This window comes from Sphingobium aquiterrae (genome assembly GCF_037154135.1).
Classification (GTDB): Bacteria; Pseudomonadota; Alphaproteobacteria; order Sphingomonadales; family Sphingomonadaceae; genus Sphingobium; species Sphingobium aquiterrae.
The window spans coordinates 34739-58174 of the sequence record NZ_JBANFL010000007.1 but is presented as its reverse complement, the minus strand read 5'-3'; the positions used below and the strand labels follow the sequence as shown (position 1 = coordinate 58174).

Below are 23436 nucleotides of genomic sequence, written 5' to 3'. Positions count from 1 at the left end.
CCCCATATCACAGATCGGGCCAGATTTCCACGGTCTACATAGTCGTCTCAAGGCGAGATTCGGGCGGAGCGTGACCTTTCGCCGACTATATTGCGCTCTCAACATCGGTCTTGGTGAAGTCGTCCCCTACGAAGAGGAGAGGACATCCATGCTCCCTGGCGACTTCGTAGGCGAAGCAGTCGCCAAAGTTGAGGCCGGCTGCATGAACGCCCTTTCCCCACTTGGAATAGGCCGAGGCAACGCGGTGCGCAGCGGCTGGGGTCACACTCACGATCTCGAAGCCAAGCCCGTCGATTAGGCTCACCATTTCCTCAGCGACGTTCCGTCGGGCCGAGACGATCAGAGTTTCAGCCACGGTTCCGGCGGAGATGATCAATTCATCCGCAGCCTCGATCGCATCGCTACAGGTAGCCGCATGCGGTTCATCAAGGACGATCGCCATCAGTGCAGACGTATCGACCGCGATCACGCGGGCAAACCATCGTCGCCATAGAGGAAATCCTGGCTATGCGCAGCGTCAGGACCGGTGGTTGCCTTCGCTGCTCCAGCTATCCGAGCGGCGTCGAGGAGCTTGCGGCGCGCCGTTCCATCGCTCGCCGGACGGACGGGGACCAACCTCACTGCCGGTTGTCCATGTCGCGTCAGGACAATCTCGTCTCCCGCTTCGGCCCGCCGCACCAACTCGGTCAGCTGCGCCTTGGCGTCGCTCACAGAGACTCGCATGTTGAACTCCCACTGGCCGTCGGCTACATGAATTTTTTGGACTATTGCATGGTCCATGTCAAGATATTTGCTCAATGTCGTGGCCACGTCAGGGCATAGCTCCCTAGTCAGCGGGTACCCTGCGACTATCTGGATCAAGGTTCGTCATGTGGGCGGCCGCGCAGCAGAATGCGCCATAATCGGGCAAGCGGATGACGTTCCGGTCCGCGACGGACCCGAATGTGAAAGCTGGCAGGTGGCGGGTCTGAAGACAAATCGCCTTGAGTATCGGATCGGGAGGCAAGGCTGTTGCGCCTGCGTGAGGGCAAATCGCCTTCGCGGAACAGCGAGCCTTGGTACGAATCGTTCTTCGTGGACATCGCCGGAGTATAGTGGATGGATGTGCCGATAGAACACCTCCGCAGACCGACGCTCCCTGGCTGACATGGGAGGTCCACGGGCGGAGCCTTGCACTTAGTTATATCAGCCGTTTGCTCGCGAAGGGGCGATTGGTCTTGCGATAGCGGCTGGAGCAGTCTATATCTGACTAGCTAGTCAGGAGATAATCAATGGGCACGGCAGTTGGCAAGACGGAAGGTGAGAAATCCGGTCCCCGCAGTACGTGGAAACTCGAAGATGCCAAGGCCCGCTTCAGCGAAGTCGTCAGGCGTGCCCAGAGCGAGGGACCGCAGCGGGTCACGGTCCGCGGCCGGGAGGCCGTAGTGGTGATGAGCGTGGACGAACTCGACCGGCTTCTGCCCAGGGATGCGGGCAAGCCTGCGTTCGTTCCGTTCCTCGAGGGCCTCGGACTCGACGGCCTCAACCTTGAGCGCGAGATCGACCGCGGGCGGGACGTCGCCTTGTGAAAGGCTGGCTGCTGGACACGCATATCGTATCTGCGTTGGCCAGCCGGAACGGTGCGCCAAGCGTCAAGGCATGGGCGACAGCGCAACCCGAGCACCGGATGTTCCTGAGCGTCCTGGCGCTCGCGGAATTCGATAAAGGCATCCACAATCTCGAGCCGGAACATCCGGATCGTTCGCGCTATATAGCGGCCCGCGACGCCCTCGCTGAACGCTTCAGCGACCGGCTCCTCTCCGTTCACGACGCCATCGTCTATCGCTGGGGCGCAATTTCGGGTGAGGTGAAGCGGCGGACGGGGCAGTCCCCGCCGGTGATCGATACGCTGCTCGCGGCAACCGCGATCGAGCACGACCTCTTCCTCGTGACGCGAAACATCAAGGATACTCGCCACAGCGGCGCCGTGATCTTCAACCCGTGGGAAGACGAGCCTTCGCGCTTCCCTCTCACATGACCCGAATGACGATGAGACGATGAAAACCGAACTCGACCATCTTCCGGTAAACAAGCGGCGCGAACTCGATCGGGTCATCCGGATCCTCTTTGAGGAGTTCGAGGACGCGCTTGGCCAGCCGACTGGGCCGCGCAAGCTTGGCCGCATCCTCAAGATCATCCTCTACGGCTCCTATGCGACCGGACGGTGGGTGCATGAGCCGCATACCGAGAGGGGCTATCGATCGGATTTCGACCTGCTCATCATCGTCAACCAGAAGGAGCTGACGGACAGAGCCGAATATTGGGAGAAAGCGGAAGAACGCCTCGACCGGGAAACCATGATCCTCAACCGCCTGCGCACGCCGGTCAATTTCATCGTTCACACGCTGCAGGAAGTGAACGATGGGCTGGCTCATGGCCGCTATTTCTTTATGGACATCGCGCGCGATGGCATTGCGCTGTATCAAGTCGACAACAGCGAACTGCACGAGCCCAAGCCCAAGACCCCGCAGCAAGCCTATGACATGGCGAAGGGTTATTTCGACCAGTGGTTCGGCCTCGCAATATCGTCACGGTTGGGCTTTCAGTTCTTCTACGACAACAAGCAATTTCCCGACGCAGCCTATAATCTTCAACAGGCGTGCGAACGTCTCTATTACTGCGTTCTTCTCGTCTACACCTTCTACACCCCATATAGCCACAATATCAAATTCCTTCGGACGCGCGCTGAAACGATTTCTGCGCGCCTCGTCGATGCTTGGCCAAGGGAGACCCGCAAGCAGGAAGCGTATTTCAACAAGCTCAAAGATGCATATGTGAAGGCTAGGCATTCGGAGCATTTCAAGATGACGGAGGAGGAATTCGCGTACCTCTCCGAGCGCGTCGAGGTGCTTGGCACGATCGTCAACGAACTTTGCCAGAAAAGGTTGGAAGAACTGCGCGCCGAGCTATAGGCGCTTTATCCCATATTCAGACGAGCATTGCAGGAGGAAATGAATGAACAACAGCGACTTGGCCGAAAAGCTGGCAGCGGTGATCGACGTCACAAAGGCTGATGCCCGCAAGGCGGTTGATACGGTCTTTGCCGCAATCGCGGAATCCGCCTCGAACGGCGAGGAAATCTCGCTCAACGGCTTTGGCAAGTTCAAGGTCAAAGACACGCCGGCGCGGGACGGACGCAATCCGGCTACGGGCGCAACCATCCAGATCGCCGCGTCGAAAAAGCTCACCTTCGCGCCAGCCAAGGCGATCAGGGATAAGCTGAACGGCTGAATTCCTAACGACCGGCGATTGATGAATCGCCGGTCAAGCCGTCATACGACCTCATCGTCTCCACAAACCTTCAGCATTCGCCTCTCCGCGTCGTATCATGGTGAGCATGAAGCGGCATGGCAGGCGTCTATCGATTGCCGCCCACTCTGCCAATGTCCAGCGAAACGGCATAAAGGGTTTCTATCCGGGAGAAAGTTGTGGCAGCTGAAGATATATCCGATGCCGCTGCGCGGCGGCTCGCGCTGGCCCTCGTTGAGAATTGTGTGCGCAATTCTCAACTGGAGGATCTCCATGCTGGCACGACCCCAGGAACAGCGGTCGGCGACTTTAGCGACGTGAAGGTGGTTACACCTTACGGCGAAATCCCTTGGGCGAAAGTCTCTCGGATCTCCGATGCAGAAATGAAGGCGTTGATGATCGACATCGTCAACAAGGTCTACACGTTCCTCACGCACCTTGAGGATTTGTTGGTTCTGCGGGATTCCGCGCGCTGGAATCGGCCTGAGCATGACCCTGCCCTGCTCGCCTTCGCCAATCGCCGTGCGGCTTCTCGAGGAGCGGAAGGCGAAAGGAAGGACCGAGAGATCAGCCTTGCCCGCGCTATGAAAGCTCAGCACGCGCAAATCTGACGGCGCCATTTTGCAGGCGTTATGCCGGATGCCTTGGCAAACGCTTTGGTGAAGTGGGCCTGGTCGGAGAATCCGCACTCGAGAGCGACTTGCACCAAGGGTAGCGCGGTATCGGCCAAGAGGCGTTTTGCGCGCACGATGCGCTGCTGAACAAACCAGGCATAGGGTGCGATCCCCACCGTGTTCGTGAAAGCTCGCACAAAATAGCAGAGCGACAATCGGCACAGAGACGCGATTTCGGAGATCGAGATTGCGTTGCTGAGATTACACCGCATCGTGCGCATGGCCAGACTGACCTGCCAGGGGGCGAGCATCGGCCGACTGCTCGTCTCTCCTCTGGGCCCCCCGAAACCCCTCTGCCGTCCGACCGACACAGATTGTGTTGTAGTTTTCGCCGACCGCGCGCACGGCGTCGCGCTCGCGCCCACACTTCCAAAAGCCGCCATGGCGACCCCCAACGGGTTGCGAGGCAGATTGCTTGCGCCGGGGAACCTCAGCGCCCTGCCTCATCGGCCACCACCAGGAGACGCTAGGGCGCAAGCCGAGGCGCATTCGAAGGAGGAAGCCCTACTATTCCCAATGGGGGGACACATTGGCGATCCAAAATGCGCCCCACTTTTTTGTCCGAGTTCAGCGCCGGGCCTCCCGTAGCCATCCGGTGAAGACCGCAGGCCGCCACCGAATGGCGGCTTCAGCGGACGCCCAGAGGAGCAATGATGTCGTGGGGACCGGAAAATCTGCTTTCTGGCGCGGAAGGCAGGTTAACGGCCAGAGATAAGCCTTATGACGATATGGCCAAAATCATCACTATTGCGGCTTTGAGAGTCGCTATACCTCACCAACTCGCGCCGTCGATGAACCGGCGGGGCAGCCCATTCCACAACGCCGGGTCAAATAGTCTGAGATTGATGCCCATCCGGTCGTACGTCGGATCGTGAGGGCTCCAGTGGGTGGTGACCCCACATGTCGCGCAATGCCACAACGTCAGGGTGGCGTCGCCCTGTACATAGCCTACGCCCATGCCCGCGACTTTCACTTGGCTGGGCGAGCGGTAGGTCCACAGTGCTCCGGTTCGCCGGCAGATCGAGCAATTGCACTCACCGGCATCGACAGGATCATCCTCAATCGCAACGCGGATTGTCCCGCAGTGGCAGCTTCCCTCATGCTTCATGCCAGCATCTCCTGCACTCAACCGGACAAGCCTTGGTTTGTTAGATCTGCAACAAATACGATGCCAAGGGAACGCCATACCAGGTTAAACCGGTACGGTAATGTCGTCCCCGTGGACCGTTCGGTGGCACGGACGTGGGCCTCGACTAGCCTTTCGAGCGGCATCAGCGCCAGTCAGACCGGCCGCTTGGGACGACGTAAGACCTTCCTCAGATATATCTCCGCTCGAGTGAGCTCCTTTTGAACCGTGCGCTTGTGCAACCCGAACTCGGCGGCAATCTCGCTTTGCGATTTCTCGTCGCGCCACTTGGCCAGGAATATTGCCTGCCGCCGAGGCGGGAGGGTATGAAGCGCCTGCAAAGCTCGCGTCATTTCGTCCGTGGCCAAGGTGGCGGCTTCCTGACTCGGCGCATTGTCCGGAATATCGAGAAGCCCAGCATCCTCCATGTTGATCGCGCGCCAGTCGCTCCGCCTCCTGTTCTTTGCGAGATTGATGGCCATCCGGTAGAGGTAGAAGCGTGGGTTATGGAGATCGTCGATAGACGGGTGCGCCCTCAGCTTGACATAGACGTCGTGGAGCGCCTCAGCTGCAGCCTCGGAGGAACGCAGATGCGCCGAGAGGCGCATTTGCAGCGCCCCATATTCAATCTCAAGAAGGGCAAGAAGTTGCTCAACCGGGCTCTGGTTGGTCGCTTGGAACGAAGCGTCGAATTCGCTCGCCTGCGCAGGCTGGAGTGGTTCCGAGTCGTCAATCATTGCCTTCCAGACTTTAGCAGGGATCGGTTCGCCAATTCCGACGTGAACTCGTTGTTTGCTCTCACCGCAGCTGACCGAGTTCGGTGCGGATAGAAGCTGTGGCGCAGATGTTGTGAGGAGCTAGGCCCTTTCACCAAGACTCATGGCCCGGTTACGACCTGCGCCGCGGAGCCAGAATCGGACCCGGTTTGCGGCCTCGCGATCGCCGGATATCCCGGCGCCGCGCGGCCTGCGCTTCCGTTCGCATCTGTGCGAGCACCTGGCGAAGGCCATCCAGTTGATCCACGAGGTGGAGCACGATGTCGACGCCTTCGTCGTTCACGCCGAAGTCTCGCTTCAGATCATGTATGAGGCGCGCGCGGGCCGCGTCCATGTCGGTCAGGACGATGGTCGTGGATCTGCGCTCGCCAAGGAGCCATTCGCGATCGATCCACTGCTCGAGCGAGTGGAGTTCGATCCCCGAGTGGGATAGAAATTCGTCCAGGTCTATCATCGCGAGGCCTCACGAGGATTGAAATTCTTGCCGGCTTCCCAGGTCGAAACGAATTGTATGAGTTCCGGATCGGCCGGCTTGGGCAGCACGATCCTGAGCTTCACGAATTGATCGCCACGACCGCCGCCCAGCCGAGGGGCACCCTTGCCTTTGAGGCGCAGCGTGCTGCCACTGTTCGAATTGGCCGGCACGGTCATCGTCACATCACCGGTTGGCGTGGGAACGCGGATCTTGCCGCCGAGGACGGCTTCCCTCAGCGAGATCGGAACGTCGATCGTGATGTCGTCGCCATTGCGGAGGAAGCGTGGGTCGGATCGAACCTCGATCTCGATATATGCGTCTCCTGGGCCGCCCTTGCCGGCGCCAGGTGCGCCCTTGCCCTTGAGGCGCAGCGATTGACCATCAACGACGCCCGCCGGGATCGTCACGTCGAGCGTGCCGCCCGCTGGCAGGGTTATCCGCTGTGAACCGCCGGTGATCGACTCCACGAAGCTGACCGAAAGGCGATAGTGCAGGTCCTGCCCGCGGCGATTGGCGCGCGCCTGTGCGCTGCGACGGAAGAGTTCGGCGAACGGATCGTCGCCTGCGGCAAAATCCGCAAAGCCAGCGTTACTCGAATAATGGCCGGGGTCCGACCCGGCATAGTCACGATAATATTGCTGTTGGGGCCGCTCTGCGCCGGTCTCGTCGATCTCGCCCGTGTCGTAACGCCTGCGTTTCTCCGGGTTGCTCAGCAGATCGTAGGCGCCTGCGACTTGCTTGAACTTGTCCTCGGCCGACTTGTCGCCAGGGTTGAGGTCCGGATGGAGCTTCTTCGCGAGCTTGCGATACGCTTTCTGGATATCGTCCCCGCTCGCGGACGCGGCGACGCCGAGAACTTCATATGGATTGCTCACCTGCTACGCCTCTTGGTCGCGCTGAGGATCGGCGCGAACCCTTCCGCAGCGTTCGCCGTCAGCCTCGGTGTATCCATCTCCTGGCCGCATCCCCTCGTCACGCGGACTTCAGCCGCCTCAGGCCAAAGGCAAGTGAGATAAGGAAAACACCGCGGAAGAGAAAGCTGAAGCCGATGATCGCCGCCACGAAGGCAAGCCCTGCCAGCGGGCCGCTGATCACCAGATAGGTACCCAGCCCGATATCGACGACGCCGAGCAACAGCCTCCATCCCTTGTCATGCGTACCTTTCAGTCCATAGAAAAGCTGGGAAAATCCTGAGACGAACAGCCACAGCCCGATCGCCCAAGCGAGCGATGCGGCACCCTGGAATGGATCGAACAGCACGAAGAGGCCTGCGAGTACCGCCACGACGCCGAGGAGCAACTCCAGCACCTTCGATCGGGTGGAAAAGGCTGACAGTCCAGCGACTATCGCGATGACGCCATAGGCAAGCAATATCGCTCCGAAGATCACGCCGGCGGCAAAGCCCGTCGCGAGCGGGTTCAGGAAAGCCAGGATCCCGCCCAGGATCAGGAGCACGCCATAGGTCAGAACCCATCCCCAACCGGTGGATGCCGGAAACGGCGAACCCCAGACCCCCTTATTTGCTTCGTGCGCGCTCATAAGCTTTCTCCCTAATTCGTTCGGGCAATCCTTCGTCAACTGCTGCTGTCGCCCAATTCAGTCCCACGCTATTCCAGGCGGCCATCGTAACTCTTAGCCTATATTCAGCACGAGTGCTCCGTCACCCTCATCGATATGGACGGTCGATCCGTCGCGGATCTCGCCCTGGAGGATCAAGTCGGCGAGCGGATCCTGGAGAAAGCGTTGCACCGCGCGTTTCAATGGCCGCGCGCCGTAGACCGGATCATAGCCGGCGCGGCCGAGCCAGGCGCGGGCCGCATCGGTGAGGTCGAGCGTGATCTTGCGGTCCTGGAGCAGCTTGCCGACGCGGGCGACCTGAATATCGACGATGGGCGCCATATGGTCGGCGCCCAGCCTGTGGAACAGAATAATCTCGTCGAGGCGGTTGAGGAATTCCGGTCGGAAATGGCCGCGGACGATTTCCATCACCTGGTCCTCGACCTTCTCGACCGATTCGTCGTCGGCGAGGCCCGCAATATACTGGCTGCCCAGATTGCTGGTCAGCACGATGATGGTGTTGGTGAAGTCGACCGTGCGGCCCTGGCCGTCGGTCAGCCGCCCGTCGTCGAGCACCTGCAGGAGAATGTTGAACACGTCGCCATGCGCCTTCTCGACCTCGTCGAAGAGGACGACCTGATAGGGGCGGCGGCGAACCGCTTCAGTCAGCACGCCGCCCTCTTCATAGCCGACGTAGCCCGGAGGGGCACCGATCAGCCTGGCGACCGAGTGTTTCTCCATGAACTCGCTCATATCGATGCGAACCATCGCGTTGTCGTCGTCGAACAGGAAGCCGGCGAGCGCCTTGGTGAGCTCGGTCTTGCCGACGCCTGTGGGCCCTAGGAACAGGAATGAGCCCAGGGGCCGATTGGGGTCCTGCAGACCGGCACGCGCGCGGCGCACGGCGGTCGACACGGCGCGGACCGCATCGGCCTAGCCGATGACGCGCTTGCCGATCGTCTCTTCCATGGCGAGCAGCTTCTCGCGTTCGCCGGTCATCATTCGCTCGACCGGAATGCCGGTCCAGCGCGCGACGACGCCGGCGATGTCCTCCGCTGTCACCTCCTCGCGCAGCATTGCGCCTTCGGCTGCGCCCGCCGCATCGGCCAGCTGCTTTTCGAGCGTGGGAATGGTGCCGTATTGCAGTTCGCCTGCCTTGGCGAGGTCGCCCGAGCGCTGCGCCTGGTCGAGCTCGATGCGTGCAGCGTCGAGCTGTTCCTTGATACGGCTCTCACCCGCGATCTTTTCCTTCTCGGCCTGCCAGCGCGAGGTGAGTTCAGCCGATTGCTGCTCGAGATTGGCGAGATCCTGCTCCAGCGTCTCCAGTCGGTCCTTCGACGCCTTGTCGGTCTCCTTTTTCAGCGCCTCCCGCTCGATCTTGAGCTGGATGATGCGCCGATCGAGATTCTCGATCTCCTCGGGCTTGGATTCGACTTCCATACGCAGGCGCGAGGCCGCCTCATCCATGAGGTCGATCGCCTTGTCCGGCAGGAAGCGGTCGGTGATGTAGCGGTGGGACAAGGTCGCCGCCGAGACCAGCGCGCCATCGGTGATGCGCACGCCATGGTGCAGCTCATATTTTTCCTTCAGGCCGCGCAGGATCGAGATGGTATCTTCGACCGTGGGCTCACCGACGAAGACGGGCTGGAAGCGCCGCTGGAGGGCTGGATCCTTCTCGACATGCTTGCGATATTCATCGAGCGTGGTCGCGCCGATGCAATGGAGTTCGCCGCGCGCGAGCGCGGGCTTGAGCAGGTTGGATGCGTCCATCGCGCCTTCGCCCTTGCCGGCGCCGATTAGCGTATGCATCTCGTCGATGAACAGGACGATATGGCCCTCGGCGGCCTTCACCTCATCGAGCACACCCTTCAGCCGCTCCTCGAACTCGCCGCGATATTTGGCCCCGGCGATCAGGCTGCCCATGTCGAGCGCCATCAGCGCGCGGTCCTTGAGCGTATCGGGCACGTCGCCATTGGCGATGCGCAGGGCGAGCCCTTCGGCGATCGCGGTCTTGCCGACGCCGGGTTCGCCGATGAGGACGGGATTGTTCTTCGTGCGCCTGGCAAGGATCTGGATGGTGCGACGGATCTCCTCATCGCGGCCGATGACCGGATCGAGCTTGCCTTCGCGGGCCGCTTCGGTGAGGTCGCGTGCGAACTTCTTGAGCGCGTCGTAGCGATCCTCGGCCGAGGCCGTGTCCGCGGTCTTTCCCTTGCGCAGCGCGCTGATCGCCGCATTCAGCGCTTCTGCCTTCAAGCCCGCTGAGGCCAGGGACTTGCCGGCCGCGGTGTTTGAGGCCAGCGCTAGCGCAAGAAGCAGCCGCTCGACGGTGACATAGCTGTCGCCCGCCTTCTGCGCGACCTGCTCGGCCTGATCGAGCACCCGCACAGCATCATTATCGAGGCTCGGGGCCGATTGCGCGCCGCTGCCTGAAACCGATGGCACCTTGGCGAGCGCGGCGTCGGTCTGCCGCGTCGCCACGGCGGGATCGCCGCCTGCCGCGCGGATGAGGCCGCTTGCCATGCCCTGCTCATCCTCGAGCAAAGCTTTCAGAAGATGTTCCGGGCTTATCCGCTGATGGCTCATGCGGATCGCGACGGTTTGCGCGCTCTGGAGGAAGCCCTTGGCGCGATCGGTGAATTTTTCGAGATTCATTGATTCCTCGTTTTTCCGTTTGGCGTGAGTACCGATCGCGTCTCACCCCATTGTCGGTTCGACGTCGCACGTGATGGCCAAGGGTTATCGAACCGATTCCAACACGGCCGATGAAGGCCCTATCGATTGGTTCGGCAAAGTCGGAGATTTCTTGGCATAGCGTGTTCCCCGTCTCTCGTTCGCTCAGAATTCTTGGCGCTTATCTTTCAAGCCGAAGCCCAGAAATATACGGGATGTTCCGATGGGCGCGGAATTCAGCCAAGTCCGGACCGGCGATGTTCATGGCTATCTGCCGATCGGCTGCCGCCGGACATGGCTGGAGAGAAGAGCGCTTGTGCTGCCCACCTCTGGCGAAATGGCTGCGACATGGCCGTGCCTCCTTTCTATGTCGCTCCTTTCCCATTGATGCGGACGCGCCGCAGGTGAAACCGGCCCGGCCCGGCCCGGCCCGATCTGATCGTCGTTCCGATTATGGCGACTCGCAGCATCGCCCGGGGGACGGGGGGCAAATCCAGCGTCCGGCTGGCGGGAATAGAACAGCCATAAGGCGCCAGACCCGGCGTTCTGGCCCAATTGCGGGCCTCACGCTATCGATCGTGACGTCAGGTCGTTCGCGGCATCGCGCTTGGCGGTCTCGGACTTGCGCTCAGAATATCGATCGACAAGCTGCTCGGCATGGCCTCGGATCAGAATGGTGAACCGGATCAACTCTTCCATCACGTCGACAATGCGGTCGTAGTAGCTGGAAGGTCTCAAGCGGCCTGCCTCATCGAACTCCTTGAATGCCATTGCGATGCTCGATTGGTTCGGGATCGTGAACATCCTCATCCAGCGGCCGAGCAGACGCAGCGTGTTGACCGCGTTGAAAGACTGCGAGCCGCCTGAGACCTGCATCACCGCGAGCGTCCTTCCCTGGGTCGGGCGCATACCGCCAAACTCCAGCGGCAGATGGTCGATCTGCGCCTTCATGATGCCAGTGATCTGGCCATGACGCTCGGGACTGCACCACACCATGCCCTCGGACCAGAGCGCGTGCTGACGAAGTTCATGGACCGCCGGATGGTCGTCCCCCCTGATCTGATCCGGCAGCGGCAGGTCGCTCGGATCGAAGATCCGCACCTCGGCGCCGAACAGGATCAACAGGCGCGCCGCCTCCTCGACCGCGAGTCGACTGAATGATCGCTCCCGCAGGGATCCGTAAAGCAGCAAGATGCGGGGCGGATGTTCGAGCGAACCGAGGCCGACGGCGGGACTAGGTCTAACGAGCGACCGATCGAGCGCCGGCAGGTCATCAGGGTCGGCAAGGGAACGAAGGCGCGACATCAGGCTACCCGACGCTCATACCAAGGGCGTGTCGCCTTCACGATTCTGACCACGGACAGCATGACCGGAACTTCGACCAGCACGCCGACGACGGTAGCAAGCGCTGCGCCGGAGTTGAGACCGAACAGACTGATCGCGGCAGCGACCGCCAGCTCGAAGAAGTTGGACGCGCCGATCAATGCGGCGGGGGCGGCAACGCACCATGCCACGCCGAACCGACGGCTCAGCCAATAGGCGAGCCCTGCGTTGAAATAGACCTGGATGAGAATCGGCACGGCGATCAGCGCGATCACCAGCGGATGGGCTATGATCGCCTGCCCCTGGAATCCGAACAGCAGCACCAGAGTCGTCAGCAACGCGACCAAAGATACTGGGCCAAGACGGCTGAGCAGCCGGTCAAGCGCGGGCTGTCCGCCCGACGAGAGCACGGCACCCCGAATGACCTGCGCGACGATCACCGGCACGACGATGTAGAGTAGGACCGAGATCAGCAGCGTGTCCCAGGGTACGGTGATCGATGCGACGCCGAGGAGAAGGCCGACCAGCGGGGCGAACGCGAACACCATGATGGTGTCGTTGAGCGCGACCTGGCTCAGCGTGTAGGTCGGGTCACCATCGCAGAGATTGGACCAGACGAACACCATCGCCGTGCAGGGCGCTGCGGCAAGCAGGATCAGTCCGGCGATATAGGAGCTGATCTCAGCCTCCGGCAACAGCGGCCGAAACAGCCAGCCCAGGAACAGGGTGCCGAGCAGCGCCATCGAGAAGGGCTTTACCGCCCAGTTGATGAACAGCGTTATGCCGACACCCTTCCAATGCTGCCTGACCGAACCGAGCGCGCCAAGATCGATCTTGAGCAGCATCGGGACGATCATCAGCCAGATCAGAACCGCAACGATGAGGTTGACCCGCGCAACCTCGGTCGACGCAATCACGCCGAACAGGCCGGGCAGTGCATAGCCGAGTGCGATGCCGACGATGATGCAAAGCGCTACCCAGACGCTGAGATAGCGTTCGAATGTGCTGATCGCCGGCCTGGCCGGCGCCAACGTTCCAGCAGTGGTGGCGTTCATGATGCGACCCGCTGGCCGCGGTCATCGACAATGCGTTCGCCATCTTCCTTCGCGAAGGCGCCACGCTGATCGCTCGGCAGCAGATCGAGCACCTCCTCGGAAGGGCGGCAGAGCTTGACGCCGAGCGGTGACACTACGATCGGGCGGTTGATCAAGATTGGATGCGCCATCATCGAATCGACAAGCTGCCCATCACTCAGCGACGGGTTATCGAGCCCCAACTCAGCGAAAGGCGTGCCCTTCTCGCGCAGCAAAGAGCGCGTGGTAATACCCATGCGCTCGATCAGCCACATAAGCATCGACCGCGACGGAGGAGTCTTCAGATAGTCGATCACACGCGGTTCGATTCCAGCATTGCGGATCATCGCCAGCGTGTTGCGGGAGGTGCCGCAATCGGGATTGTGGTAGATTATGATATCGACCGGCATCAGGCTGCGTCCCCGCGACGGCTGCTCGCGCCTTCGCCATGCCCGATCTCACGGACACGGGCCCGCAAAGCCATGGCGTCGAGCCTATCGAAGGGCAACGCCGCGAAGAGCTTGATGCGGTTCTCAAGATAGCGCAGCGCTGTCACGAACGCGCGCTCCCGCTCGATCTGCGAACCCTGGACGTGGCTTGGATCCTCGATCCCCCAATGGGCGGTGACAGGATGACCCGGCCAGATCGGGCAGACCTCGCCCGCCGCGTCGTCGCAGACGGTGAACACGAAATCCATCACGGGCGCGCCAGGCACGGCGAACTCGTCCCAGCTCTTCGAACGGAGACCTTCTGTAGGATATTCAATCCGCTCGAGCAGAGCGAGCGCGTCAGGGTTGATCGCGCCCTTGGGGTAGCTCCCGGCCGAAAAGGCACGGAAGCGACCGCCGCCCAGCTTGGTGAGGGCGCTCTCCGCAAGAATCGAGCGGGCCGAGTTACCGGTGCACAGGAAGAGGACGTTGAAGATGCGGTCGGACATGGCAGACTCCATCAGCAGCAGGGGGCGAGTTCGGCGATCAATGGCGCGCACAGCGCCGCGTTGCCGCCACAGCAATCCTTCACGAGAAACAGGGTCAGCGTCTTCAACTGGCCCAGCTCGGCGCGATAGTTGATGAGCCGGCTGCGCCGCTCGGAACGGATCAATCCGGCTCGTGAGAGCGTGGCCAGGTGAACCGACATGGTGTTTTGGGGAACACCCAATGCCTTGGCGATCTCGCCGGCAGCGAGCCCGTCGGGCTCATGCCGGACCAGAAGCCGGAAGGCGTCGAGGCGGGTGCCCTGCGCGAGAGCGCCTAATGTGGCGATGGCCGAATCATTATCCATATATCTACATTAACGGATATATGGATAATGATCAACGACGACATTCACAGCGATTTACATGCTTTTCCAACATCCCCAGCCGGCTCGCGGCCCCGCCGGGAGAGCCGCTCGGGTCGCTCAAGCGGCGCGAATCTCTTCGGCAGCGGCCTTTTGAGGACGCGTTCCCGGCGCCTCAGAGCGGCGGACGGCAGCCTCTTGCCTGGTGGATGCCGCGCAGGAAGCCCCGTCGCGCAAAACCCGCATCGATCGCGGTGTTGAGGCGACGCTGCGCCGGCGCCGCGCCGGTCGCCTCCCGCACCAGTCCCCGGAAGGGAATGAGCGAGTTCACCACCATCTGGCCGCCGGCCTCTGCAAATTTTCCGGCGCTGTTCTCTTGCTGTTTCGCACCGACAATGAAGTCCGGTCCAAGCACCGCGCTCAGTTCGGTTACCGCACGGGCCAGTTCGGTGCAGGCTCTAAGGCCGTCGAGGCTGTAGGGGTTCTCGCTCGCTCTTTCCAACACCGGCGGAATATTGGTCGCGGCCACACCGACGTCGCGAACCGGCTGGGTCACGATCTCGCCCGCCCTCCTGCCCGTCTGGTCTACCTTGCTTTCCGGCTGCGCGACGGGTGGCGCGGCTGCGCCGGTCTTGGGCGGCGGGCTATGGGGAATGCAGCCGGCCAGCAGAAGCGAAGCGATCAGCAGGGCGCAGAGCGGAACCCCGGCGGCGGCCGTCGACTTGCGTGGGCTGTATGTGGGCAAGACTTTCATATCCGAAAGATAGGGTTTTAGATGCGTCAGGCAGGTCCCTCTGTAAGGAATTCCCCTAAGTCCCAAGCAATGGGAGATTTCTGCCCACGATGAGGACCGGGCCATCGGTCCTTGCCAGAACCACTTCGTGCAGGACATCATGTGGCGTTGGACGCTGCCCTCGGCAGCGCCTTCCTGCCGCGGCTGGCCACCGGCTTTGCTGCATCGGGATCATCGGCTATTCCGAGTTCCTCCTATATGTGCGGTACGGTTGACCAGATCGTTGGGCATGCTGCCGGTCCCCAAGCGCTTCCACCGCGGCAAGGAACCTTCCGCGTCGGCACCTGGGCTTCTGGCTGAAGGACGACCGCTGCGACAAGATTGTCGCTTCGCTTCCAGTGGAAGGACTATGAGGGACGGTGATCGCCGGGACCTACGTATGTATACGAATTCGTCCGGTTAAGAGCATGAGGCAGGCTCGGATCAGCCACAGATTTTCATATGGCTCGTGCAGAGTCGGCTCAAGCCGAGCGAAAGGCACGGCTCGATTTGCCATGGCGGCAGGAAAATACGGGAACGATCATGCGCGGCAGCTTCTTCTGGGGAATGGTGGTCGGAGCGGGTGGCGCCCTGGTGGCGTCGATCCCGTGGGAAACGACGAGGCCTGCGGCCAAACGGGCGCTGCGGGCCGGTCTTGCCGGCTATGCAGCAGTTCGCGGCGCGGCCGCGCGTTTCGCTGAAGATGTCGAGGATCTGGTCGCCGAGGTCGCCCATGAGATGAAGCAAACACCGGCGCCAGAGGCCGCTTCCGCAACCGCGGCCACGCAAGGAGCAGCCAGCCAGGAGAAGGACGCCGTCGATGGATCGCAGTCCAAAAGCTGAAACGACGCGAGGTCATCTCAAGCACCGTATGCCCGGACGCGTCCGGATCGTGCTCGATCGTCCCCTGCCCCACCTCGAGCGGCTTGAGTCGCTTGCTACGGCATTGGCCGCGATTCCGGGCATAGACTCCGCCGAGATCAGGCCGACAAGCGGCAGCATCGTTATCAGACACCGAGGCGATTTTGATGAGTTGCGGGAGTCGATCGCCAGAGAAGGCATCCAGTTTGCTTCGTCCATCACGCATCTTCAGCCGATTGATCCGATGGGCGCCGCCGCACGGCAGCTTGGTACGGTCGACGGAGCGATAGCGCGCCTGACGGACGGCCGTGCGGATCTGTGGAGCCTGGCTTTCGCGGGGCTTGTGGCCGGGGGTGTGATCCAGCTCGCAAGAGGCAGCGTTGCCGGACCGGCGCTGACCCTCCTCGGTCAGGCCGCCACCCTGACGATGGCCCGGCCACTGCGAACGTTCATTCGCTGAGTCCGTCGCAGTTCGCCGATGCCGAAAGAGGTCGCCGCCAGCCCGGCGGAGAGCGCCAAGTCGCCCGGACCGGGCACACCCAGCCCGAGCAGCGTTCGCAGTGGCCGGATCAGGAAAGGCGCGGCAAGCAGTCCGCAAGCCGCTGCCAATGCGCCGCCAAGCCGTGTCTCCGATACCACTCGACCTGCGACCGATCCGGGCGTCCGGTCACGCAGCCCCCAGGCGTGGGCAAACTGCGCCAGCGACAATGTTATGAAGGTCGCCGCGCGTGCCTGTGGTCCGGCGCCCTTGTACGCCAACAGGATGAGATGGGCGGTCAACGCCGACGCAGCGAGGTGCGCGCCGTCGAATCCAAGATCCCGAAGCTCGTCGTGGCCGAACAGCGGCGCATCCGCAGTGCGCGGGGGGCGTGTCATCACGTCGCCTCGCGGCTCGGCCATCGCCAGCCCCAGACCTGGCATGATGTCCGTCACCAGATTGAGCCAGAACAACTCCATCGGCGTTTCGAGCCCGCCCCGGCCATGCAGGGTTTCGCCGAGCATGAGGAGCACCTCCGACAGGTTCGTCGACAGGAAATAGCGGGTGGCCGCGCCGATGCTGTCATCGGTCGCGCGCCCGCGGGCGATCGCCCGTGCCAACGCCCGTAAATCATCGTCGGCGATCACGATGTCCGCCACCTCGCGCGCGACATCGGTTCCCTGCCTTCCCATGGCGACGCCTACCGCAGCAGCCCTGAGCGCGGGACCGTCGTTGACGCCATCCCCGATCATCGCCACGCGCCGGCCCGCGCCCTGAAGCGCGCGGACGATGCGCAGCTTGTCACCAGGGCTGATACGGGCGAAGACCGACGTCCGGAGCGCCAAAGCGCCAAGCGCCTGATCGTCGAGATCCGCAAGGTTCGCGCCGTCCACGACGGGGATGATGCCGGTCCGTGAAACGGCGACCGCTTCGGCGACCGAAAGCGCGGTGGCCGGCTGGTCTCCGGTGATAATGATCGTTCGAATGCCGGCGCGGTGAAAGATCTCGACCGCTTCCTGCGCCTCCGCGCGGACAGGGTCAGCGAGCGCCACGAGGCCCAGCCAGACGAGGTCGTCCGGCAATCCGTCGCGAAGATCACCTTCCTTCCTCGCAACGCCGAGCACCCGCAAGCCTTCCCGGGCGAGCGTCTCATTGGTGGCAAGGATCCGGCGACGCCGTTCCTCGTCGAGCGGCCGAAGCCCGTCCTCCGTCAGTTCGTGGGCGGCAAGCGCGAGCAATTCGTCCGGCGCGCCCTTGACCGCGACATAATCCGCGCCGTTGCGGCGATGCGCCGTCGCCATCCATCGATGCGCCTGATCCCGGCTCTGGAGGCGCACTATCGGCGACTGTTGTTGGACGGCATCGGGGTCGATGCCGACGTCGCTGCAAAAGCGAAGAAGCGCCAGCTCGGTGGAGGATCCCGTCTGCATAGCCAGATTTGCCTCATTGCACAGCGCCACGGCCTCGGCGATGGCCCGCAGCAAATCTGTGTCCGAGCCATGGCCATGTCCGTCCGCCGAAGTCCGCCGAACCTCTTCTCCGATGGCGACCGCCACGACCGCCATCCTGTTCTCGGTCAGGGTTCCCGTCTTGTCGAGGCAGATGGTATCGATGGTGCCCAGGGCCTCGACCGCGGGCAGCGCCCGAACAAAAGCCTGCTCGCGCTCCATCGCCCTTGCGCCCAGCGCCAGCGTCGTGGTCGCGATGGCTGGAAGACCCTCGGGAATGGCAGCGACCGCCAGTGCGACCGCGCTTCGCGCCATGGCGAGCAGCGGCTCGCCGCGCAGCAGCCCGACCAGGAATACGACGCTCGACGCGCCGACGCAGAGCAATGCGAGACGGCCGCTGAGGGAAGTGAGCTCCTCCTCGATGACGGGTCGGGGCGGACGCGCCAGATCGATCAAGGCGCGGGTTCGTGCGGCCTCCGTGCCGCTGCCCGTCTGAAAGACGACGGCGCGCCCGTCTCCACCGCTGACGATCGTTCCATCGTGGACGATATTGTGCCGGTCGGCGACTCCGGCCGGCACCTGGTCCAGCACCTTGGCGTGCTTTCGAACTGGCAGGCTCTCGCCCGTCAGCGTCGATTCATCCACCGTCAGATCCCGGCATTCGAGAATTCGGGCATCGGCGGGCACGAACTGGCCCGGCGCGAGGACGAGGATATCGCCGGGCACGATCGTCGCGGCGAGCACCTCAAGGCGATTGCCGTCACGCTGGACCTCCGCCATATGCTCCGTCGGCCGCGACAGGCGGCGGATAAGGCGCTCCGTGGCATTTTCCGAAGAGAAGCCGATGGCGGCGTTGGCGAGTACGACGCCGATCGTCAAAGCGGCGTCCAGCAGGCCACCGGTGGCGAAGGAAAGAACCGCCGATCCGAACAGCAGCGCCACCGGCAAGCCCGTGAACTGCGCCGCGACCATATCCCGCTGCGAGCGGCCGAGCGGCGGCGGAGTCTGGTTCGGCCCGTAGACGGCGAGCCGGCGGCGCGCCTCGTTCGCAGAAAGACCGTCCGCCCCGCTACGCAACAGCTCGAGGATATCCTCACCCCGCGAACGGAAAATGGCGTCACTCTCCAGTGGCGGTTCGTCCAAAAGCCTCGGTCGCCGCGGACCGGAGCGGGAAAGCCGGTCATCTGGCTCGGCGGCCGCCTCGATCGGCGCCGATTCCTCCAACCAGGAGACGATGGCGGCAATGGTCACTGCGGGATCATGTTCGACAAGCATGCTGCCCAAGAAGGCATTGCCCTCCCCTACACGGCAACCGCGAGCCACCAATCTGCTTCGGAAACGCCGTAACGCGTCATCGGCAGGCCATGGAGAAAACCGCAATCGCGTCCGACCCGGAATGTGATGATGTATCGAAATCGCCACTGGTATTCGCGATCCTTTCATTTTTCCGGACGCTGCCCGGGAAGCATGACCAATCATATGTCCGCAGGCGTTACATCATCGAGAGACCGCAGCAGATTGGTATGTTCCCTCAACGTCGTCGCTTTGCGAGCCAGAGTTCACTGGTCCGCAGCCCCCGGCACCGCGCGGCAGAGTGGCGTGAGCAGATCGCCGCGGTCACATCCCCGGGGACGTGACCGCGGCACAAATTCCGACACAAGCGAGGTGGTCGCGGGCCATCACGAACTGAGCGTCTGGCGCCTCTCCGAAGTGGTGCGCGGGACTGATGACGCCCCATCCGGGGCTTTACGTAACGCACCGCGCAGTAGTGCCCGGTATCGGGAGCGATGCAATATCTCCTCTCCGAACGGAACGACATGACATACCGAAACACTGTTTCGGATTCAGGACAGCCGAAGATCCTGCTTGCAGAGGACGATCCCGCGGTCAGGCGATCGCTTCAGCTGGCCTTGCAGGCGCGGGGCTATGACGTCAGGGCGCACGCGACCGGAAAGACGCTGCTCGACGATCCGTTTTGCACAAGCGCTGCCTGCCTGGTGGCAGACTATCGGCTCGACGAACTCGACGGCTTCGAGATTTTGTCGCGCCTGCGTTCGCGGGATTGGAATGGACCCGCCATACTGATTACCGCCTACGCCGCCCCAGGCCTTCAGGAGCGAGCTGCCAGCCTCGGCTTTGGGGCGGTGATCGAGAAGCCGTTCCGCGAAGGAGCCGTCGGTGACACTATCGACCGTCTCTTGCATGCGCACCGTCAGTCAGGCGGAGCGCGTCACGATGGTCAGTGAAAGGGAGCCAATCACCAACCGCCTTTTGCTCTCGCTGCCTCCGGCAACGCTCGCCCGGCTGACGCCCGAGATGGAGCTTATTCGGACGGAGTCGGGGGCCGTCATCGATCATGTTAATGGGTTGATCCAGCATCTCTATTTCGTAAACCGGGGCATCGTCTCGATGGTCAAAGTGATGCGCGACGGCCGCTCCGTCGAAGTTGGCGCGATCGGCCTCGAGGGCATCACCGATTCCAATGCGCTGTTCGGCGTCGATGTGGCGATCACCGAGACGATGGTGCAGGTGCCGGGCAGCGCGCTCAAGATCAGCCGAACTTTCCTTTCGCGCGAGCTCGAGCGGGATCGCGACCTGAGGCGGATGATGGAGCGGTACTGGCGCTTCGCCTTTGGCCAGCTCGCACAGACTGCGGCTTGTAACCGACTGCATACGCTCGAGGAGCGCTGCTGTCGTTGGCTGCTGACGAGCCATGACAGCGCGCTTGCCGACAGCTTTCCGCTCACGCACGAGTTCCTCGCGACGATGCTTGGAACAACCCGCTCCAGCGTCTCGCTGACCGCCAAGGTGCTCCATAGGGCGGGATACATCGACTATGTGCGTGGGATCATTACGATCGTCGACCGGGCGGGTCTCGAGGAGACCTCATGCGAATGCTACGCCGAGACCACCGCAGAGATGAATCGATTGTTCGGTCCGGAAACGCAGCCGAGCGGCTGATTTTTCGGGAAAGGTTCGGAAACGCTCATGCTATGTTCGACATCGAACAGACGCGTGCGCGAACGGTCATCACTCTGTGCACTCCGACACGCTGAGTCGATAGGATAGCCGCCAGCGGCGCTCCGCTCACCCGTAGGCAGGTCGCTAGCGGGAGCGTTACAAATGGCGCGTGAGGGCGGGAACGGTCGGAGCGACTTCGAGAAGCAATCCTGGGCGCACAACCAGAATATCCTGCGCTTCCAGTCCCTTCTCCTTAATGCCACCCATCTCGACAGGCATGATGAGATCCGCAAACTCCTTCGCGATGAGGAAGAGAAGCTGCGGTCGCTTGAGAAAGATGGGTGACTGCAAAAAGGGGCAACGCGCAATGCCTAACGTCTGGGAGATAGCAGCGCCGAGCCTGACGATGTTCATCGCTTCGACGCGGTCCATTTCGGCGTCAATGAAGATTTTCCGGAACCGGTGGTCGCGATCCAGTCTGGGCGACGTTCTGGATGCGGATCGGGCGGGAAGCATGACGGCCCGCTGGCGCCATGATGATGATGAGCGCCGACTTTGCGTCCCTTTCGATCAGGCGCGACCACGAATGACTGTCCAAGGCTATTCTGCCCGATCATGCTCGAACCCTCGTTCAAGCAGCTTCAAACGATCAACGATGGAAAAGAAGAAGGCGGTGGACCAGCCGATCAGAATTATTCCGCTGGCGCCCTCGATCGCGCCCAAGATGCGACTACCCGGGGGAAGAACCAGATCTCCGTAGCCTATTGTCACATAGGTCGAGGTGGAGAAGTAAAGCGCCTGCTCGAAATCAGGAAATGCGTTGAGCCACCGGTATACGCCCGCCCAGATCCAGATCTCGACCGAATGCAGCGCAAAGAGGCCGAACGCCGCTAAAAGGATCGCCGCTGTGTTGAACATCGCCGCCAGCATTCGGCTCGATGCGTGACGGTGTCGGCGCAGAATTGCAAGCAAGGCCCCAAGCCCCACGAGGTGCACCAGCACCGTCAGGGCGACGACCGCTGTTGCGATACCCAGTTGCGTGGACAATGTCATGGCAGTCGGATTGGCATGGACGGCCCGTCCCGCCCACGACAATCCATTCGATGGAGGCACGTTGGTCGGCGTAAGCCGGGCTTGCTCCGGCATCCGTTTCTACGCCAGCGATGAGAGCCGGAACTATCGGTCATCGCCAGAACCGCTTCGTGTCGATCAGCGCGTCATGCGCGACCGCCGCAGCCTTCAACAGCGCCTTCTTCCGGGCGTTGACCAACAACATTGACGCATCGTGATCGTCAGCGATTCCTAGCGTTTCCAGCAGGCGCGGCGCCGTCGCCAGGTCGTTGAGCAGACCGAGCTGGTCCTGAAGTTCTTCCAGCGCCACGAGGAATCGCTCGTACCGCCGCCTCTCGTGCTTGCGCTCGAACAAGGTGGCGAAGAACTCGGCCCCATAGCGCAATTTCTTGACGTTCTTGCGGACCCGGTGCCGGGCGGCATCAGCCGCATGAGCGAGATCACCTCCCCCCTTCTTCACTTTGCGGCGAAAGCGGCCGAGCGCGGCGACCGCGAATTCTCGCGCCGGCTGATGGCGATCCGCCTCGGTGGCGGACACATGTAGCCAGTCGCCGTTCACAGTCCACTCCGCAAGATCGAGCATCAGCTTCCGCGCGCGCGATGACGCCAATACATCCGCGACCTCGCCATAGGCCGCTTGGCGCGCCGCCTCGATGCGATCGTATAGTGGACCCGATCGGGCGCGTTCGAGCAACACATCAAGGTTGCGGGCGTCGCCAAGCTTCGAAGCGACCCACCGCAGCTCCTCGCCCAGCTTCACTTTCATGTCTCCGCCGATCAGCGGCTTGAAGATCGCGAAGCTTGATCGCAGGCGGCGCAACGCCACGCGCGCCTGATGCAGCGCCTCGGTGTCCCCGCCCGTCAGCAGCAGCGTCTCGTTCAGCCGGAACTGCCGCACGCAGCTCTGGACAATATGCTGGAACGCCTGGGCCGCCGTCATGTCGCTGGTTAGCGCTATCGGCTCGGCCTTGACCATCGTCGTGACCGGTCCGGTGAGCCGGTAGCCCCGCTCGGCCTTGGTCTGTACACTGAGCCGGACGGGCGCGACCGCATCGATGCGCCGGGCAAGCGTGAACAATGCGGCCGGATCGCCGGCCTTCAACTCCAGCTCGATCTCGCAGATCGGCGATGTTCGGTCCCCCGCCGCCGCCTCGCCGCGGTCCAGAACCACTTCGATCGTCGCGCCCTCCTGCCTCAGTATCCACGTGCGCCGCGCGATCCGCACCTCGAAGACCGAACCGACGCTATCGACCGCGCCCCCGATCATGGCCCGGACCGGCGTCGTATCATCGAGGATTGGCTTGTCGTCCTTGACGGCGCGTTCCCATTCGGAGCGCACGAACAGGCCCGCGGCACTGGCGCCATCCGCCTTCACGGTCTGCGTGCGCTTCCTGCCCGAACGGCGGATGCGAAGCGAAAACCCCTTCTTCGCCAGAGCATGATCCGGAGTGTCGAAATAGACCGACCCTTGCTCGATCTTTTCAGGATTGGCCGGCAGCAAAGCGGAAGCTTCGAACGCATCGGCGGCGTCCGGCGTCAGTTCGAGCTTCAGTTCGATTTCGTCCGCCATGCCTGCCTTCTCTCACCGTTTCGTGATGTCAT

Annotated in this window: 27 protein-coding genes and 1 pseudogene; 9 read left to right on the top strand and 19 right to left on the bottom strand. The window is 62.4% G+C overall.

Annotated features, from left to right (window positions below; all coding sequences use genetic code 11):
- Window positions 1–85 precede the first annotated feature (85 nt).
- Together WFP78_RS09115 and WFP78_RS09110 are read right to left on the bottom strand one after the other, a co-directional pair.
- A complete protein-coding gene (locus WFP78_RS09115) occupies window positions 86–469 on the bottom strand; it encodes a type II toxin-antitoxin system VapC family toxin (protein ID WP_169575440.1) in 384 nt (127 codons plus the stop codon).
- Entirely contained in the window at window positions 466–810 is a 345-nt protein-coding gene (locus tag WFP78_RS09110) for a type II toxin-antitoxin system Phd/YefM family antitoxin (RefSeq protein ID WP_336960867.1), read from the bottom strand. The genes WFP78_RS09115 and WFP78_RS09110 overlap by 4 nt, the downstream gene beginning before the upstream one ends.
- Window positions 811–1271: 461 nt before the next feature.
- Between WFP78_RS09110 and WFP78_RS09105 the strand changes: the two genes are divergently transcribed.
- The 5 genes from WFP78_RS09105 (at window position 1272) to WFP78_RS09085 (ending at window position 3899) form a co-directional block, all read left to right on the top strand.
- Window positions 1272–1568, top strand: coding sequence for a type II toxin-antitoxin system Phd/YefM family antitoxin (locus WFP78_RS09105; protein WP_169575441.1), 297 nt, complete (start codon window positions 1272–1274; stop codon window positions 1566–1568).
- A complete protein-coding gene (locus WFP78_RS09100; protein WP_222887034.1) occupies window positions 1565–2017 on the top strand; it encodes a type II toxin-antitoxin system VapC family toxin in 453 nt (150 codons plus the stop codon). Before WFP78_RS09105 ends, WFP78_RS09100 begins: the two co-directional genes overlap by 4 nt.
- 19 nt (window positions 2018–2036) lie before the next feature.
- Window positions 2037–2951 (top strand): HEPN domain-containing protein, encoded by a 915-nt coding sequence (locus tag WFP78_RS09095; protein WP_048577510.1) that lies wholly within the window; start codon window positions 2037–2039, stop codon window positions 2949–2951.
- 43 nt (window positions 2952–2994) lie between these two features.
- The gene (locus WFP78_RS09090) at window positions 2995–3270 is read left to right on the top strand and encodes an HU family DNA-binding protein (protein ID WP_048577511.1); all 276 of its coding nucleotides are present in this window, start codon (window positions 2995–2997) and stop codon (window positions 3268–3270) included.
- A 197-nt stretch (window positions 3271–3467) separates the two neighbouring features.
- Window positions 3468–3899, top strand: coding sequence for a hypothetical protein (locus tag WFP78_RS09085; RefSeq protein WP_336960853.1), 432 nt, complete (start codon window positions 3468–3470; stop codon window positions 3897–3899).
- Here the strand turns inward: WFP78_RS09085 and WFP78_RS09080 are convergent.
- The 13 genes and pseudogenes from WFP78_RS09080 to WFP78_RS09020 form a co-directional block, all read right to left on the bottom strand.
- Entirely contained in the window at window positions 3881–4213 is a 333-nt protein-coding gene (locus WFP78_RS09080) for a helix-turn-helix domain-containing protein (protein ID WP_336960851.1), read from the bottom strand. The genes WFP78_RS09085 and WFP78_RS09080 overlap by 19 nt on opposite strands.
- 521 nt (window positions 4214–4734) lie before the next feature.
- Window positions 4735–5070, bottom strand: coding sequence for a GFA family protein (locus WFP78_RS09075; protein WP_222887993.1), 336 nt, complete (start codon window positions 5068–5070; stop codon window positions 4735–4737).
- Window positions 5071–5243: 173 nt separating this feature from the next.
- On the bottom strand, window positions 5244–5825 hold the full coding sequence (locus WFP78_RS09070; protein WP_336960845.1) for an RNA polymerase sigma factor: 582 nt from the start codon (window positions 5823–5825) through the stop codon (window positions 5244–5246).
- 151 nt (window positions 5826–5976) lie between these two features.
- Window positions 5977–6318: a chaperone modulator CbpM gene (locus tag WFP78_RS09065; protein WP_336960842.1), complete on the bottom strand. Its 342-nt coding sequence runs from the start codon at window positions 6316–6318 to the stop codon at window positions 5977–5979.
- Window positions 6315–7214: a DnaJ C-terminal domain-containing protein gene (locus WFP78_RS09060; protein ID WP_336960839.1), complete on the bottom strand. Its 900-nt coding sequence runs from the start codon at window positions 7212–7214 to the stop codon at window positions 6315–6317. Before WFP78_RS09060 ends, WFP78_RS09065 begins: the two co-directional genes overlap by 4 nt.
- A gap of 97 nt (window positions 7215–7311) precedes the next feature.
- Entirely contained in the window at window positions 7312–7878 is a 567-nt protein-coding gene (locus WFP78_RS09055) for an HdeD family acid-resistance protein (protein WP_043152247.1), read from the bottom strand.
- 93 nt (window positions 7879–7971) lie between these two features.
- Window positions 7972–10551: pseudogene (clpB, locus tag WFP78_RS09050) on the bottom strand (ATP-dependent chaperone ClpB).
- Window positions 10552–11133: 582 nt separating this feature from the next.
- Window positions 11134–11874, bottom strand: a complete 741-nt coding sequence (arsH, locus tag WFP78_RS09045; protein ID WP_043152244.1) for an arsenical resistance protein ArsH — start codon at window positions 11872–11874, stop codon at window positions 11134–11136.
- Complete coding sequence (arsB, locus tag WFP78_RS09040) at window positions 11874–12947, bottom strand: ACR3 family arsenite efflux transporter (RefSeq protein ID WP_048577518.1); 1074 nt, start codon at window positions 12945–12947, stop codon at window positions 11874–11876. The genes arsH and arsB overlap by 1 nt, the downstream gene beginning before the upstream one ends.
- Entirely contained in the window at window positions 12944–13375 is a 432-nt protein-coding gene (arsC, locus tag WFP78_RS09035) for an arsenate reductase (glutaredoxin) (protein ID WP_048577519.1), read from the bottom strand. Before arsC ends, arsB begins: the two co-directional genes overlap by 4 nt.
- A complete protein-coding gene (locus WFP78_RS09030; RefSeq protein ID WP_043152291.1) occupies window positions 13375–13902 on the bottom strand; it encodes an arsenate reductase ArsC in 528 nt (175 codons plus the stop codon). The genes arsC and WFP78_RS09030 overlap by 1 nt, the downstream gene beginning before the upstream one ends.
- A gap of 11 nt (window positions 13903–13913) precedes the next feature.
- The gene (locus WFP78_RS09025) at window positions 13914–14246 is read right to left on the bottom strand and encodes an ArsR/SmtB family transcription factor (protein WP_336960828.1); all 333 of its coding nucleotides are present in this window, start codon (window positions 14244–14246) and stop codon (window positions 13914–13916) included.
- 172 nt (window positions 14247–14418) lie between these two features.
- Window positions 14419–14988: a hypothetical protein gene (locus WFP78_RS09020; RefSeq protein WP_336960825.1), complete on the bottom strand. Its 570-nt coding sequence runs from the start codon at window positions 14986–14988 to the stop codon at window positions 14419–14421.
- Between the two features lie 489 nt (window positions 14989–15477).
- Between WFP78_RS09020 and WFP78_RS09015 the strand changes: the two genes are divergently transcribed.
- Together WFP78_RS09015 and WFP78_RS09010 are read left to right on the top strand one after the other, a co-directional pair.
- Window positions 15478–15858 (top strand): DUF5132 domain-containing protein, encoded by a 381-nt coding sequence (locus WFP78_RS09015; protein ID WP_082166232.1) that lies wholly within the window; start codon window positions 15478–15480, stop codon window positions 15856–15858.
- Complete coding sequence (locus WFP78_RS09010) at window positions 15836–16336, top strand: hypothetical protein (protein ID WP_336960818.1); 501 nt, start codon at window positions 15836–15838, stop codon at window positions 16334–16336. Before WFP78_RS09015 ends, WFP78_RS09010 begins: the two co-directional genes overlap by 23 nt.
- Here the strand turns inward: WFP78_RS09010 and WFP78_RS09005 are convergent.
- On the bottom strand, window positions 16285–19053 hold the full coding sequence (locus WFP78_RS09005; protein ID WP_336960815.1) for a cation-translocating P-type ATPase: 2769 nt from the start codon (window positions 19051–19053) through the stop codon (window positions 16285–16287). The genes WFP78_RS09010 and WFP78_RS09005 overlap by 52 nt on opposite strands.
- Window positions 19054–19589: 536 nt before the next feature.
- Here WFP78_RS09005 and WFP78_RS09000 point away from each other — a divergent pair.
- Window positions 19590–20048: a response regulator gene (locus tag WFP78_RS09000; protein ID WP_333972256.1), complete on the top strand. Its 459-nt coding sequence runs from the start codon at window positions 19590–19592 to the stop codon at window positions 20046–20048.
- Window positions 20005–20763 (top strand): Crp/Fnr family transcriptional regulator, encoded by a 759-nt coding sequence (locus WFP78_RS08995; RefSeq protein ID WP_336960804.1) that lies wholly within the window; start codon window positions 20005–20007, stop codon window positions 20761–20763. Before WFP78_RS09000 ends, WFP78_RS08995 begins: the two co-directional genes overlap by 44 nt.
- A 156-nt stretch (window positions 20764–20919) precedes the next feature.
- Here the strand turns inward: WFP78_RS08995 and WFP78_RS08990 are convergent, their stop codons facing one another.
- From WFP78_RS08990 to WFP78_RS08980, 3 genes are all read right to left on the bottom strand, one after another.
- Window positions 20920–21195, bottom strand: a complete 276-nt coding sequence (locus WFP78_RS08990) for a hypothetical protein (protein WP_336960801.1) — start codon at window positions 21193–21195, stop codon at window positions 20920–20922.
- A 168-nt stretch (window positions 21196–21363) separates the two neighbouring features.
- A complete protein-coding gene (locus WFP78_RS08985; protein WP_048577527.1) occupies window positions 21364–21816 on the bottom strand; it encodes a potassium channel family protein in 453 nt (150 codons plus the stop codon).
- 130 nt (window positions 21817–21946) lie between these two features.
- The gene (locus WFP78_RS08980) at window positions 21947–23404 is read right to left on the bottom strand and encodes a CYTH and CHAD domain-containing protein (protein ID WP_336960796.1); all 1458 of its coding nucleotides are present in this window, start codon (window positions 23402–23404) and stop codon (window positions 21947–21949) included.
- Between the last annotated feature and the right edge of the window lie 32 nt (window positions 23405–23436).